Source organism: Chryseobacterium sp. AC405b, from assembly GCF_979258685.1.
The window spans coordinates 79,843-94,958 of record NZ_OZ409877.1; the positions used below are offsets into that span (position 1 = coordinate 79,843).

Genomic DNA, 15,116 nt, shown 5'->3' on the forward strand with positions numbered 1-15,116 from the left:
AAGTTATGAATTATGAGTCAAGAATGTTTTCTTACAACTTATAATTCATAACTAATAACTTAAAACTAATTAACTAATTACCTGTTTAAAATCATTGCGGCTTCTTTGGCAGCATACGTGAAAATCATGTCTGCTCCTGCTCTTTTGAAACACGTTAAACTTTCGATAATTGCTTTATCATTATCCAGCCAGCCATTTTGTGCAGCGGCTTTCAACATTGCATATTCACCGCTTACGTTATAAACTGCTATCGGCAAATCGATTGCTTCACGCACTTTTGCAACAATATCCAAATAAGGTAAACCCGGTTTGATCATGATAATATCTGCACCCTCTTCCACATCTTTGAAAACTTCGTTTAACGCTTCACGCGAGTTGTGAAAATCCATCTGATACGTTTTTTTATCTTTAGGAATTTCCAAATTATCTTTCGGCGCACTGTCTAATGCACTTCTGAATGGCCCGTAGAAAGAACTCGCATATTTTGCAGCATAGCTTAAAATTCCTACATCATGGAAACCACTTTCTTCTAAAGCCTCACGAATTGCCAGAACTCGGCCATCCATCATATCACTTGGCGCCACAATATCTGCACCAGCTTCCGCATGGGAAACGGACATTCTTGCCAAAGCATCATTGGTAGCATCATTTACAATTTTCCCGTTTTCTATAATTCCGTCGTGACCGTAAATTGAGTAAGGATCTAATGCAACATCAGGCATAATAATCATTTCCGGTACAGCATCTTTTATTGCTTTGATGGTATTCTGCATTAGTCCGTCTTTATTCCACGCTTCTTTTCCGGTATTGTCTTTAAGATGTTCTGAGACTTTCATGTAGAGATTAACCGCTTTTACCCCTAAAGAGAATAATTCTTTACACTCTTTCACGGTCAAATCAATACTGCGTCTGAAAATTCCTGGCATTGATGAGATTGCCTCTTCTTTATTTTCACCTTCCATGACGAAGATCGGCATTACAAAATCGTCTGTAGAAAGGCTGCATTCTCTTACCAATCCTCTCATCGATTCATTTACTCTCAATCTTCTGTTTCTTGAATATATCATTTTGGAATACTTTTTGAATAATTTATTGCAAATTTAATATAAGTTCTATAAAAAACTATTGCAGTTGATTGTAGAATTTATTACTTTTGTTTGTAATAATTATGCAAATTATCCGTTAGATGAAAAAACTTTTACTTTTAATTATATTTATGGGCGCTTTTGTTGGTTTTTCCGACAATATTAAAGCACAGACTAAAGAACCATCTTCCACATCACAGAAGTCTGATGATGGTGTTCTTACGGCATACCCTAATCCTGCGAAAGATTTTTTGATGGTAAAAGCGAAAGATTCTTCGTTAAAAATAAAATCTGTGATCTTTTACTCTATTTTGGGAACACAGGTTGCCAATTATAATGTAAATGCCAATAAAGCTGAAATCAACATTGAAAGATTAAAACCCGGAAAGTATCTTATCCGATATATTCTAAGCGACAATACTCAAAAGGTTACTCAAATAGTAAAACAATAAATATTAAATCCTGATAATCATCAGGATTTTTCGTTTTATACCATTCTGTTGCAGACATTATGTAACTTTCTTATTATTTTTATACTCATTATAAAAAAAAATTAATGCTACAAGCTGATCATATTACTAAAACTTACAATGCAGGAAAGAAAACAGCCTTGGAAGATTTTAGCATCCATGTACCAAAAGGAAGCATCTATGGTCTTCTCGGACCTAATGGTGCAGGGAAAACCTCATTCATCCGAATCATCAATCAGATTACACAGGCTGATTCCGGTGAGGTTTTCATCAATGGTGAAAAACTAAATCCGAGTCATATCAAAGATATCGGATATATGCCTGAAGAAAGAGGTTTGTATAAAAACATGAGTGTCGGAGATCAGATTCTCTATTTCGGTGAACTAAAAGGAATGAAAAAAAACGATGCACTGAATGAAGCCAAAAAATGGTTTGAAAAACTGCACATCGACCAGTGGTGGAAAAAAAAGCTATCCGAACTATCTAAAGGGATGGCTCAGAAAATACAGTTTGTAGTGACCGTCCTTCACAGACCGCATTTATTGATTCTGGATGAGCCATTCTCAGGTTTTGATCCTGTAAATGCCAATCTGATTAAAGATCAGATCATCGAGCTTAAAAATAACGGAACCACCATTATTCTCTCAACCCACAGAATGGAAAGTGTGGAAGAAATGTGTGATTATGTTGCATTGATCGACAATTCTAAAAAAATAATTGACGGAAGAGTTTTTGATGTCAGAGAAAAATTTAAGAAAAATATTTTCGGAATTACACTTTCTGATGTGAATAACGAACAGCTTCAAAACTTTCAAAATAAGTATGAAGTTTTCAATTTATTTGAACAAAACAATCTCGTTTCTTTTGACCTGAAAAATACTGTCAATCAAAACGACATTTTGCTGGATCTTGTGCAGACAGGAAAAGTAAGATCATTCGAGGAAAAAATCCCGAGTATGAATGAAGTGTTTATTAACGCCGTAGGCAATCATTCTTAAATCTATGAACAATATATATTTAATTACAAAAAGAGAATTTCTTACGCAGGTAAAGAAAAAATCTTTCATTCTCCTGACTTTATTGGCTCCATTAATGATCATCGGATTTGGTGCAGTGATCGGATTGATGTTTAAAGCCAACGAATCACACAACATTATTGAAGTGGTTGACAACAGCGGACTTTTCAAAGGTCACCTAAAATCTAATGATCAACTGGAATATGTTTTCGTTCCGGTAGCTGATGAAAAATCGAAAATTAAAAACCTCAAAGGCAATGAATCTTTAGATGGAATTTTAATTCTGCCGCCCATCTCAAGTCAAAATTTTGATGATGTAGAAAAAAACACAAGACTGGTCGTTAATACTAAAATCGGTCTCGATACAAAGCAGCAAATTATTTCTGACATCAGTAATGTCATTAAGAAAGAAAAAATCAAACAATTAGGTATCGCCGAATCTCAACTTAACAATCTTGATAAAAATTTCGAACTGAAAACCATCAATGTATCTGAAGACAATAAAGAAGATTCTGACCTTGCTTTTGGGGTTAAAACCGCACTAAGCATGGGATTAATGTATGTTACATTCATGTTTATCATCATTTACGGAGTGCGTGTAATGCGAAGCGTTCTGGAAGAGAAAAACAATCGTGTCGTAGAAATCATCATCTCCTCTGTAAAGCCATTTGAACTGATGATGGGGAAGATTCTAGGTGTGACAATGGTTGCTTTAACTCAGTTTATCGTCTGGATATCTATGTCCGTAATTGGGGCATTAGTTTTGAACACCGGTTTTTCTGCGGTACAAAAAAATATTCCCGGCGGAAATGAAGAATTATCTGAAAAATTTGATATTGCACAGATTGCTACACAGGTTTCTCACAGTTTATTAGATTTAAATTTTCCTTTAATCATCTTTGTATTTATTGTGTTTTTTCTTTTGGGATACATCTTTTACAGTTCGATTTATGCTGCAATTGGTTCTGCTGTAGATAACGAAACGGAAACACAACAATTTACATTATTTGCGATTTTACCATTAACTCTAGGAATGTATGGAAGCTTTTCTCTGATGAATAATCCTGACGGACCATTAGGATTCTGGTTATCAATTATTCCTTTCACTTCGCCTGTTGCGATGATTGCGAGAATACCTTACGGTGTTCCTGCCTGGGAAATTGCCCTTTCAATATTTTTATTACTCATCACCACTATTTTTATGATTTTCTTAGCTGGAAAAATTTACAGAGTGGGAATTTTGATGTATGGAAATAAGGCAACGCTGAAAGAGCTTTGGAAATGGATAAGAAGCTAAAAGTTACTTCATACTAAAACAAAATCCCGAGATAAACATCCCGGGATTTATTATGTCTTGACTGAAAAATTTTTATTCGAAGATATAGCTTAAGCTTAAACTAAGAACATGCTCAGATTTCTTCTTTGCTGAATTTGGATCTAATTTACTCTCATCCAAGTCTGGATATGTATTAGAAACACCAAAATCATACTTTAAAGCCAATTCAAGCTGTCTTTTGTAGCTGTAGCCTATTCCTGCACCTATTGCGAGGTTAAAAGAAGCTGCCTTACCCAACTGATCTGTTCTATAGATTTCTCGTGATTCATTTTTAACCTTCTGATCAATTAAAAAATTGAATCTCGGACCAATCAAACCAAAGAATTCTGATTCTGCTTCAGAAAAATATCCTTTGAAAGAAACAGGAACGCTGATATAATTGTTGGCATAAACCGCATCATAACCTTTTATTCCTTTTGCATCTTTATCTTTACCAGATTCTCCTGCACCGTAATAAACTACTTCCGGCTGAAGATAAAACTGATTAGAACGTCCCATCGGGATCAGTGCCAAAACACCACCCTGAAAAGCAAATCTTGCTCCGGAAGGGTTATGAGCATTTTTAACTCTCGAATAGTTTCCACCAACAGTAACACCAAATCTTGTACTGCTTAAATCGATCTGTGCGAAAGATAAAGCAGAAAGTGCTAAAGCAGATGTTAATAAAAATTTTTTCATATGTATGTTGTATTTTTTTAAACGTCATATATTATCGCCTACCTCATTAGTGTTTATATTTCTAATCAGTTAAAGCGATTGTATATCATTTTGTGGTTTAATTATCCTAAAACTTTTGCTACGGTAACACCAATATCAGCAGGGGAATCTACTACATTGATACCGTTTTCTCTCATGATTTCCATTTTAGCCTGAGCTGTGTCTTCGTCACCTCCAACAATAGCGCCTGCATGACCCATTGTTCTGCCTTTAGGAGCAGTTTGTCCTGCGATGAAACCTACAACCGGTTTTGTAGAACCGCTGGCTTTATACCATCTTGCAGCCTCAGCTTCAAGACCACCACCGATCTCACCGATCATTACAACAGCTTCAGTTTCAGGGTCATTGATGAATAATTCTAAAGCTTCTCTGGTAGTAGTTCCGATAATTGGGTCACCACCTATTCCGATTGCTGTAGAAACACCATAACCAGCTTTTACAACCTGATCTGCAGCTTCATAAGTAAGAGTTCCAGATTTTGAAACGATCCCTACTTTACCTTTTTTGAAAACAAAACCTGGCATAATACCAATTTTAGCTTCATCAGAAGTGATGATTCCAGGACAGTTTGGTCCGATCAATCTGCATTCTTTATCAGAGATGTAAGATTTTACTTTTACCATATCTGCAACAGGAATACCTTCTGTAATACATACGATTACTTTAATACCCGCTTCTGCAGCTTCCATAATAGCATCTGCAGCAAATGCAGGTGGTACAAAAATGATACTTACGTTAGCTCCTGCAGTTGCAACAGCATCAGCAACAGTATTAAATACGGGCTTACCAAGATGTTCGCTTCCTCCTTTTCCTGGAGTAACCCCACCTACTACGTTGGTTCCGTATTCGATCATCTGACCTGCATGAAAAGTACCTTCGTTACCTGTAAATCCTTGTACAATTACTTTAGAATCTTTGTTTACTAAAATTGACATTTTATTGTTGTTTTAATTTATTTTTCTTAATGCTCACAAATTTACTTAATTTTCTTTAATTTCAGATATAACCAAGCAAATTGTTTATTCGAGATTTCTCAACTTCACCTCTTTTTTCAGGTACGTTTTAAAATCTTCAGCAAACATCCCGATGTATGTACCTTTTTTGAGATCTCTGTTGACTCCGGTTTTACCCAATAAAACAGAACCACTTTCTATATTGTTTCCTGAAGCAATACCAACCTGTCCCCACAGAGTAACCTCATCACCGATGATACAGCAGCCTGCAATACCGACCTGGGAGGCAATTAAACACTTCTTACCAATCACAGTATCATGACCAATCTGAATCTGATTATCTAAAACCGACCCTTCGCCTATAATGGTAGAATCTGTGACTCCTCTATCAATGGTACAACCGTTTCCAATTTCTACATTGTTTTCGATGATTACATTTCCTACAGAGATTAATCGGTCAAAATTCCCGTCTAGTTTTCTGTAATAAAATGCATCTCCACCCAAAACTGTATTGGATTGAATGATTACATTATCGCCAATGACCGTGCGATCACCAATCACAACATTCGGGAAAATGACTGTGTTTCTTCCGATGGTGATATTGTTCCCAAGAACTGCGGATAGGTGAATTTTCGTACCCTCTCCTATCTCCACATCATGAAGTGTTTCTGTGAAATTATAGATTTTGGTAAAATGGGTGTTGATTTTATTGAAGTCTCCGAAAGGATCATCAGAAATCAAAAGAGCTTTTCCTTCCGGGCAATTTACTTCTTTATCAATTAAGATAATGGTTGCAGCGGAGTTTAAAGCTTTATCATAATATTTTGGATGATTAACGAAAACAATTTCACCAGATTTTACTCTGTGAATTTCGTTGGTGCCTAAAACCTGAAAATCTTCGGAACCCACAAATTTTGCTCCGATAAGATCTGCAATTGTTTTTAGTTTCTGTGGCTGATGAAATTTCATTTAAAAATATTTTTACAAAAAAGAATGAACTAAACAGCTCATTCTTTTGATTAATTAACTTCTACTAAATAGATGTTGTAAATAAGTAGTAATATACAGATCATAAATATGATCAATAAATTTTTTCTGATATTCTTGGTGTATTCTTTATCAATAAAGTAGAGTAAAATCCAGCCCAAAAAACAAATAACAGCCGTAAAATCTCTTATATATTGAAAAGTCTGCACAATTTCTACAATTATTTTACTCTTTCTAAGTAAGAACCGTCTTCTGTGTTTACTTTAATCTTGTCTCCCGGCTCGATAAACAGAGGAACCATCACTCTCGCTCCAGTTTCAACGATTGAATTTTTCAGAGCGTTGGTAGCGGTATTTCCTTTAACCCCCGGATCTGCTTCAATAACTTCTAAATAAACTGACTGCGGTAATTCTGCCGAAAGCGGAGTTTCGTCAGCTTCTTTTAAAATGATGGTTACTTCCTCACCAGCTTTCATCAGCTGAGAATTTTCGATCATTTCTTTACCTAAATATAATTGAGAAAAATCTTCGTTATTCATGAAGTGGAAACCATTCTCATCATCATAAAGATACTGGAATTTTCTGGTAATTACTTTTACCTCATCAATTTTGTGACCTGCAGAAAAAGTATTGTCAAGAACTTTTCCGTTGGTTACAGACTTCATTTTTGTTCTTACGAAAGCAGGACCTTTACCCGGTTTCACGTGCATAAATTCAATTACTTTAAAGATATCATTGCTGAATTCTATACAAAGTCCTTTTCTTATATCGTTACTTGTTGCCATTAAATTTTGGTTTAAAGTTTCGGGTTCAAACGTTAAATCTAAACCCATTTTTATTGTTAATTATTTTATTTTCTAAACTTAAGATTTTACATCTCTTATTCTCTGCCCGTTCCGTATCCTTTTACAATACCTCTTGGAGAGTTTTGGATAAACTGAAGAATTTCGTCTCTTTCAGCTGTAGGAAGCATTTCTTTTTCGATGTGAGAAACAGCCTGTGAGACATTCATTTTCATTTGAAAAATCGCTCTGTAAATCTTCTGAATCTCGAAAATTTTCTCGTTGGTAAAGCCTCTTCTCCTTAAACCTACAGAATTAATTCCTGCGTAAGACATCGGCTCACGAGCTACTTTCACATAAGGTGGAATATCTTTTCTTACCAAAGTACCCCCGGAAATCATCACATGCTTACCAATTTTTCCAAATTGATGAACGGCACTTAAGCCACCCATTACCGTAAAATCACCGATTTCTACATGACCTGCAATACCGCAGCCGTTTACGATAATCACATGATCACCAATTACACAGTCGTGTGCTATATGAGACGTTGCCATGATGAGGCAGTTATTCCCAATCTTAGTAAATCCCAAAGCTTTTGTTCCCCTATTAACGGTAACACATTCTCTGATTGTTGTTTCATCACCAATAATCGTATGAGTATCTTCACCGTCAAATTTCAGATCCTGAGGAATGGCTGAAATTACAGTACCGGGGAAAATTCTGCAGTTTTTTCCGATTCTTGCGCCATCCATAATGGTAACGTTAGAACCAATCCAGGTACCTTCACCTATTTCGACATCACCGGCAATGGTTGTAAATGGCTCTACAATTACATTTTTACTGATTTTTGCACGTTTATCAACGGCGGCTAATTGATGAATCATTTACTCAACTTTATTTTTTGCAACCTGAGCCATCAGCTCAGCTTCTACAGCTATTGTATCACCTACGTAACCATAACCCTGCATATGTACGATACCTCTTCTGATAGGCTCAATCAATTCGATTTTGAAAATCATTGTATCACCGGGAACTACTTTTCTCTTGAATTTTACTTTATCCATTTTAATGAAATAAGTAGAATAATTTTCAGGATCCGGTACGCTTGCTAAAACCAAAATACCACCTGTCTGCGCCATAGCTTCAACTTGTAAAACGCCGGGCATTACAGGTTCTTTCGGAAAGTGACCCACAAAGAAAGGCTCGTTCATTGTCACGTTTTTTAACCCGACAACATGAGAATCTGATAACTCAAGAATTTTGTCAATCAATAAAAACGGTGGTCTGTGAGGCATTAGTCTCATGATTCCGTTGATATCGAAAACAGGTTCTTTCGTTAAATCAAAATCTGGAACATTTTTCTTTTTCTGTAATTTCCAATGACGGTTCAGTTTTTTAGCAAACTGAGTATTTACAAAATGTCCTGGTTTGTTGGCAATAATTTTCCCTTTAATTTTAACTCCGCATAAAGCTAAATCGCCGATTACATCCAGTAATTTGTGTCTTGCAGCTTCATTGGGGTAGTTTAAAGTTAAATTATCAAGAATACCGTTGGGTCTGATCGCAACGTGATCTTTACCAAACGCTTTCTTTAATTTTTCTGTTGTTTCAGCAGTAAGATCTTTATCAACATATACAATGGCATTAGAAATATCTCCTCCTTTGATCAAACCGTGATCAAGAAGCATTTCTAACTCATGTAAAAAGCTGAACGTTCTTGCAGAAGAGATTTCTTCTTTAAACTCTGAAATATTTTTAAGTGTAGCATTCTGAGTACCTAAAACTTTAGTCCCAAAATCTACCATCGTTGTAATTTCGTAATTATCTGACGGAATAATGGTAATTTCTGAACCGGTTGCAGGATCGCTGTAGCTCAGAACTTCTTTCACCACCAAATATTCTCTGGCGATTTTCTGTTCTACAATTCCTCCACTTTCGATAGCTTCAACAAAAAACTTAGAGGAACCATCTAAAATTGGCGGTTCTGATGCATCCATCTCTAAATAAGCATTATCGATATCGCAACCTACTAAGGCAGCCAAAAGATGCTCACAAGTATTGATTTTTACACCAAGCTTCTCCAGAGTGGTTCCTCTTTCTGTAGCTACAACATAGTTTACATCGGCTTCAACTTGTGGGTGGCCCTCCAAATCTGTTCTTACAAAGATGAAACCTGTATTTTCTTTGGCAGGTTTGATGGTCAGTTTTACTTCTTTACCAGTATGAAGGCCAATTCCGGACAGAGTAACCTCTTCCTGAAGTGTTTTTTGCATATCACTCATTAGTATGATCTTTTGAGTTATTCTCAAGATTATTTATTTTGTTTACAATTCCGGGAAGATTTCTGAAATGTACATAGCTTCTAAGATAGTCATTGTAACTGATTGCAGGTGAACCATAAAGAGTTTCTTTATCATTCACGTGAGAAGTCACGCCACTCTGAGCCTGAATCTTCACCTGGTTTCCTATTTTGATGTGTCCTACGATACCAACCTGACCTCCAATTTGGTTCCAGTCGCCAACAATTGTAGAACCTGCAATACCTGTCTGTGAAGCAATAACATTGTTCTGACCAATTTTCACATTATGGGCAATCTGGATCAGGTTATCAATTTTAGTTCCTCTGCCAATGACAGTAGAACCAATTGTTGCTCTGTCGATACTGCAATTCGAGCCAATTTCAACATCATCTTCAATGATAACATTTCCTAACTGAGGAATTTTTTTGAAACCTTCAGCAGTTGGCTGAAAACCAAAACCATCACCACCAATCACCGTATTAGAATGAACAATGCAGTTATCACCGATTATGCAATAATCATAGATTCTGGCTCCGCTGTCAATTTTACAGTTTTTACCAATCTTTACTCCTTTTCCAATATAAACCTGCGGATAAATCTGTGAACCATCACCTATTTTAGCTTTTTCGGATACGTAAGTAAAAGCGCCAACATAAACTTTCTCGCCAATCACAGCAGTCTCATGTATGGAAGAGCCACTTTCCAAACCTTCTTTTTTGCCTTGCATCTCATGATAGAGATTCATTAGAACCTGAAAAGAAAGGTAAGCGTCTTTAACAGCAATTATGGTCTGATTGTAACTGTCTTTGGTTAAAATATTTTCCGAAACAATAAGAACGGAGCAATTTGAAGTATCTAAATAGTGTGAAAAACGTTCCTGGGCAATAAAAGAAAGATGCCCTGTTTCCCCACTCTCAATAGGTGAAACTCCTGTTATAAGTGCGTTTTCATCACCTATAATTTTTCCGTCAATAAAACTCGCAATTTGCGAAGCTGTGAATTCCATATCCTGCAAAGATAAGAAAATCTATTATTCACCAACATTTTTTACTTTGACGAATAAAGATTTTATTAATATTTAAAAAAATACGTTTCCTATTGCCGAGGAAAGGTAAGAATATAACGTGTTGTTTTATTGGATATCAAGCCAGACAAAAGTTGGTCTTCAGATTCGTCAAGCCTTAAAATTTTACCGTTTTTTTGCAGTAAATAAATAGGCTGTTTATCTGTATTATAAGGTAATAAGCTACGTTCAATCTCGTATACAAGTTCCTGAGCATTGTCTATCCCTAGAAATTCGTTGGTACTTCTTATTTTTTCCTGAATAAATTCCGGATCAAATGGCTGAGAAGAAATGATTGTTTTAGGGAGGTTTCGCTGGATTACACATTGACACCAATAGGAAAGAAGAAAGTCATCAGCATTCTGCCACAATTTCATTGCATGAATAATATCATTATCATCCATTTGGGTAAATCTTTGCACATCTTCATCGGTTTCTTCACTTTTTTCACGGTTTAGAAAGTATTTCAAGTTCTCCGTTGCAGGCAAATCTACGCCTTGCAAGGCCAGATATTTTGCTCTTTCAAGAATTTTAACCAAAATAAACTCTGCCAATGCTGATGTTTTATGATAATAAACCTGCCAATACATAAACATTCTTGCAGTAAGAAAATTTTCAATAGAATAAACACCTTTCGCATCAATCACCAGCTCGTCTTTGCAGACATTCATCATCGAAATAATTCTCTGTGTATTTACATTTCCTTCTGAAACTCCGGTGAAAAAGCTGTCTCTTTTCAAATAATCTAACCGATCAACATCTAGTTGTGAACTGATCAATTGATTAAAAAATTTTCTGTGGTATTTACCCTGGAACATTTCTATTGCGACAGATAACTTGCCATCAAACTCATCATTTAATCTGTTCATCAACAATAATGAAAGATTTTCGTGATGCCAATCGTCCATGAGCATATTTTCTAATGCGTGAGAAAACTGACCGTGACCGATATCGTGCATCAAAATCGCCAACATTGCTCCTTTTTCCTCTTCCTCTGAAATCTGAATTCCTTTTTGCTTTAACGTTTCCAAAGCAGTAAACATGAGGTGCATCGCACCCAAAGCATGATGAAATCTTGTATGCGTAGCTCCGGGGAAAATTAAATTTAAAAGTCCGGTCTGCGAAATTCTTCTTAGTCTCTGAAAGTAAGGATGTTCTATTATATCGAATACAATTTCGTGAGGAATTTTTATAAAACCGTGAACTGGATCGTTGATAATTTTTAGCTTATTCTGCATAGAAATATACTGTGATATGCAAAATTAAGGTATTAAACTTAATTCAAAGGAAATTGTAAATTTTATTGAATGAAATTTTCTTCATAATCCTGTAAATACTCAATTTTTTAGCCTATCTTCATACCACATATTTAAGTTATAGAAGGTCAAATTTCTTTAACTAAGATTTAACTTATAACAGCTTCAATTTGGCTTTTGTTAAAGGCTTTTGGTCGCAGTTTTGATACAATAATCATAGAAAAAATTAAACTTTTATGTCAGAAAAGATATTATGGATCGATGATGAAATAGATTTACTCAAACCTCATATCGTATTTTTAGAAAAAAAGGGGTATCATGTAACTCCTGTCAATAATGTAAATGAGGCTTTGGAACTGATGGATTCAGAAAAATTTGCTTTGATACTTATTGATGAAAATATGCCGGGGATTTCCGGTCTTGAAGCCATTCCTATGATTAAAGACAAAGACAGTTCTTTAAAAATCGTAATGGTGACAAAAAGTGAAGAAGAGCATATCATGGAAGAGGCTATCGGTTCTCAGATTGCTGATTATATTCTCAAGCCTGTAAATCCTAATCAAATTTTATTGTCGTTAAAGAAAAATCTTCAGGAAGATAATCTTGTTGAGCAAAAGACAATTCTTCAGTACCAGCAAGAGTTCAGAAGCCTTTCGATGGAACTCTCTTATCTTAGAACATATCAGGATTGGGCAGAATATTATAAAAAAATCGTTAATTGGGAAATTAAATTCGATAAAGTTGCAGATAATGAGTTTGCAGATTTACTACAGTCTCAGAAAGAAGAAGCCAATATTCAGTTTGCAAAATTCATTGAAAACAATTACGAAGAATGGCTGAATGGAAATGACAAACCGTTGATGAGTCATACTCTATTCAGAGATAAGGTAAAACCTGAGGTTGAAAAAGACAAAGTTCTTTTGCTGATGGTTGATAATCTGAGATATGATCAGTGGAAAGTAATTGAGCCTTTATTCACAAAATATTACAATAAAGTGTCTGAAGATTATTACTACAGCATTCTTCCGACAGCGACTCAATATGCAAGAAATTCGTTTTTTGCAGGAATGCTCCCTTCAGAAATTGAAAAACGTTTTCCTGATAAATGGTTTAATGATAATGAAGACGGAAACAAAAATGAATATGAGCGTGACTTTTTAGAAGATCAGATGAAGAGAATTGGTTTAAATTCTAAATCAATGAAATATCTAAAGGTTTTGAATGCTGATTTTGAAAAGAAAATTTATGAAGATTTTAATCAACATAAAAACAATGATCTTTTAGTGATCGTTTATAATTTCATCGATATTCTTTCTCACGCAAAAACCGACAATCATATTGTTGACCAATTGATCAGAGATGACAAAACTTTCCGTTCGCTCACATCGAATTGGTTTGAAAATTCGTCTTTACTTAAAATTATCAAACTGGCAGCTGAAAGTGGGTATAAATTGGTCATCACAACCGATCACGGAACTGTTTACGTTAAGAAACCAAGCCGTGTTGTAGGAGACAGAGAAACTTCTACCAATATTCGTTATAAAACAGGAAAGAGCTTAACGTATGATGACAAAGATGTCTGGGCAGTAACCAATCCTGAAAAAATATTTTTACCAAAAGGAAATTTAAGTTCGAAATATATTTTTGCTAAGAACAATATATTTTTGGCATATCCGAAAAATTACAATCATTTTGTAAACTACTATAAGGAAACTTACCAACATGGCGGAATTTCTCTGGAAGAATGTATTATCCCGATCAGTATTTTAGAACCAAAATAGTTTTTTCATAGTTTATTATTTGGGCTCGGGCGGAAAAAATATTCGATTTTTTCCGCCCGATTTTTTATATTTTTGAATCATGAAATTAATCACCTACAACGTCAACGGAATCAGAGCTGCTTTTACAAAAGATTTTCTGGGTTGGCTTAAAACTGCAGATCCTGATATTATCTGCATTCAGGAAAGCAAAGCCGGAAACGACCAAATAGACATCGAAAGTCTCGAAAGAATCGGCTATCAAAGTTATTGGCATTCTGCAGTAAAAAAAGGCTACAGCGGAGTCGGAATTGCTTCTAAAGTAAAACCTCATCATGTTGAATACGGCTGTGGAATTGAAAGCTATGATAATGAAGGAAGAATTATTCGTGCCGATTTTGATGGATATTCCGTGATCTCTGTGTATGTTCCATCGGCTTCTAATATCGAAAGACTGGAATTCAAAATGCAGTTCTGTCACGATTTTTTAGAATACATTAAAAATTTAAAGAAAGAAATTCCGAATCTTATTATTTCCGGAGACTTTAATATCTGTCATGAAGCGATTGATATTCACAATCCGACAGGCTTAAAAAACACTTCAGGATTTCTGCCAATGGAAAGAGAATGGATGACGAATTTCATCAACGAATGCGAATTGATAGACAGTTTTAGATTCTTCAACGATCAACCAAATAATTATACATGGTGGAGCTACAGACAAAATGCAAGAGCCAATAATAAAGGATGGAGACTGGATTATAATTTTGCCTCCTATTCTTTAAAAGATAAACTCACCAGAGCCGTTATTTTGAAGGAAGCAGTGCATTCTGATCATTGCCCTGCGATGATTGAAGTGAATGTATAAAAACTATAAAGCCAGCTGAATCAGCTGGCTTTATTTAATTTAAGAATCGTATTAAATTTAATCGACAATTTCGTACTCTACTGGGATAATACCTTTTTTGACTCCCCCAATTTCATCGAACGCTGCTTTAGACATGTCTAATGCTCTTGATGAATGAAAAGGCCCTCTATCATTAATCGTTACAATTACCTCTTCTCCATTGTTTAGATTGGTTACCTTTAACTCGGTTCCAAAAGGAAGCGTTCTGTGCGCTGCGGTAAGTTTAGAGTTATCAAAAACCTCTCCGCTTGCTGTTTTTCTACCATTAAACTTGTCGTGGTAGTACGACGCATAACTTGTTTTCTTCGCATCTTCGGCATTATTCTTGAAAGAATAAACACCTAGTGTTGAAATCATCATTATGATTACGAGAATGAATCTTTTCATCATTTTGAATTATTTTTATTGTTTGACAGGGCAAAAGTATACTGAAACTTTGTACTCACCTATTTTAGATGTTAACAAACCTTAATAAAATGTTAAAA

At 35.3% G+C, this 15,116-nt stretch carries 15 protein-coding genes; 5 read left to right on the forward strand and 10 right to left on the reverse strand.

From position 1 onward, the window contains the following. Window positions 1-77: 77 nt before the first annotated feature. The gene (gene hemB / locus ACZZZA_RS00395) at window positions 78-1,067 is read right to left on the reverse strand and encodes a porphobilinogen synthase (RefSeq protein ID WP_463429300.1); all 990 of its coding nucleotides are present in this window, start codon (window positions 1,065-1,067) and stop codon (window positions 78-80) included. A gap of 119 nt (window positions 1,068-1,186) precedes the next feature. Here hemB and ACZZZA_RS00400 point away from each other — a divergent pair, with 119 nt between their 5' ends. The 3 genes from ACZZZA_RS00400 (at window position 1,187) to ACZZZA_RS00410 (ending at window position 3,868) form a co-directional block, all read left to right on the forward strand. Then, window positions 1,187-1,537 (forward strand): T9SS type A sorting domain-containing protein, encoded by a 351-nt coding sequence (locus ACZZZA_RS00400; protein ID WP_463429301.1) that lies wholly within the window; start codon window positions 1,187-1,189, stop codon window positions 1,535-1,537. 104 nt (window positions 1,538-1,641) lie between these two features. Further along, a complete protein-coding gene (locus ACZZZA_RS00405; protein WP_463429302.1) occupies window positions 1,642-2,553 on the forward strand; it encodes an ABC transporter ATP-binding protein in 912 nt (303 codons plus the stop codon). A gap of 4 nt (window positions 2,554-2,557) precedes the next feature. Continuing rightward, entirely contained in the window at window positions 2,558-3,868 is a 1,311-nt protein-coding gene (locus ACZZZA_RS00410; RefSeq protein ID WP_463429303.1) for an ABC transporter permease, read from the forward strand. 72 nt (window positions 3,869-3,940) lie between these two features. Here ACZZZA_RS00410 and ACZZZA_RS00415 read toward each other — a convergent pair whose 3' ends face one another. The 8 genes from ACZZZA_RS00415 to ACZZZA_RS00450 form a co-directional block, all read right to left on the reverse strand. Next, window positions 3,941-4,585 (reverse strand): porin family protein, encoded by a 645-nt coding sequence (locus ACZZZA_RS00415; protein ID WP_463429304.1) that lies wholly within the window; start codon window positions 4,583-4,585, stop codon window positions 3,941-3,943. A gap of 101 nt (window positions 4,586-4,686) precedes the next feature. Then, window positions 4,687-5,559: a succinate--CoA ligase subunit alpha gene (sucD, locus tag ACZZZA_RS00420; protein WP_463429305.1), complete on the reverse strand. Its 873-nt coding sequence runs from the start codon at window positions 5,557-5,559 to the stop codon at window positions 4,687-4,689. Window positions 5,560-5,643: 84 nt separating this feature from the next. Next, window positions 5,644-6,546 carry an LpxD N-terminal domain-containing protein gene (locus tag ACZZZA_RS00425; RefSeq protein ID WP_463429306.1) on the reverse strand — a complete coding sequence of 301 codons (903 nt, stop codon included), beginning with the start codon at window positions 6,544-6,546 and terminating at the stop codon, window positions 5,644-5,646. A 238-nt stretch (window positions 6,547-6,784) separates the two neighbouring features. Next, on the reverse strand, window positions 6,785-7,348 hold the full coding sequence (gene efp, locus ACZZZA_RS00430; protein WP_463433710.1) for an elongation factor P: 564 nt from the start codon (window positions 7,346-7,348) through the stop codon (window positions 6,785-6,787). A 95-nt stretch (window positions 7,349-7,443) separates the two neighbouring features. Next, window positions 7,444-8,232: an acyl-ACP--UDP-N-acetylglucosamine O-acyltransferase gene (gene lpxA / locus ACZZZA_RS00435; protein ID WP_463429307.1), complete on the reverse strand. Its 789-nt coding sequence runs from the start codon at window positions 8,230-8,232 to the stop codon at window positions 7,444-7,446. Further along, window positions 8,233-9,630, reverse strand: coding sequence for a bifunctional UDP-3-O-[3-hydroxymyristoyl] N-acetylglucosamine deacetylase/3-hydroxyacyl-ACP dehydratase (locus ACZZZA_RS00440; protein ID WP_463429308.1), 1,398 nt, complete (start codon window positions 9,628-9,630; stop codon window positions 8,233-8,235). Further along, on the reverse strand, window positions 9,623-10,654 hold the full coding sequence (gene lpxD, locus ACZZZA_RS00445; RefSeq protein ID WP_463429309.1) for a UDP-3-O-(3-hydroxymyristoyl)glucosamine N-acyltransferase: 1,032 nt from the start codon (window positions 10,652-10,654) through the stop codon (window positions 9,623-9,625). The genes ACZZZA_RS00440 and lpxD overlap by 8 nt, the downstream gene beginning before the upstream one ends. Window positions 10,655-10,743: 89 nt before the next feature. Then, window positions 10,744-11,949, reverse strand: coding sequence for an HD domain-containing protein (locus ACZZZA_RS00450; protein WP_463429310.1), 1,206 nt, complete (start codon window positions 11,947-11,949; stop codon window positions 10,744-10,746). A gap of 254 nt (window positions 11,950-12,203) precedes the next feature. Between ACZZZA_RS00450 and porX the strand changes: the two genes are divergently transcribed. After that, window positions 12,204-13,748 (forward strand): T9SS response regulator signal transducer PorX, encoded by a 1,545-nt coding sequence (porX, locus tag ACZZZA_RS00455; RefSeq protein ID WP_463429311.1) that lies wholly within the window; start codon window positions 12,204-12,206, stop codon window positions 13,746-13,748. A gap of 79 nt (window positions 13,749-13,827) precedes the next feature. After that, window positions 13,828-14,592, forward strand: a complete 765-nt coding sequence (locus tag ACZZZA_RS00460; protein ID WP_463429312.1) for an exodeoxyribonuclease III — start codon at window positions 13,828-13,830, stop codon at window positions 14,590-14,592. A 57-nt stretch (window positions 14,593-14,649) separates the two neighbouring features. Here ACZZZA_RS00460 and ACZZZA_RS00465 read toward each other — a convergent pair whose 3' ends face one another. Continuing rightward, window positions 14,650-15,021, reverse strand: coding sequence for a septal ring lytic transglycosylase RlpA family protein (locus ACZZZA_RS00465; protein WP_463429313.1), 372 nt, complete (start codon window positions 15,019-15,021; stop codon window positions 14,650-14,652). Between the last annotated feature and the right edge of the window lie 95 nt (window positions 15,022-15,116).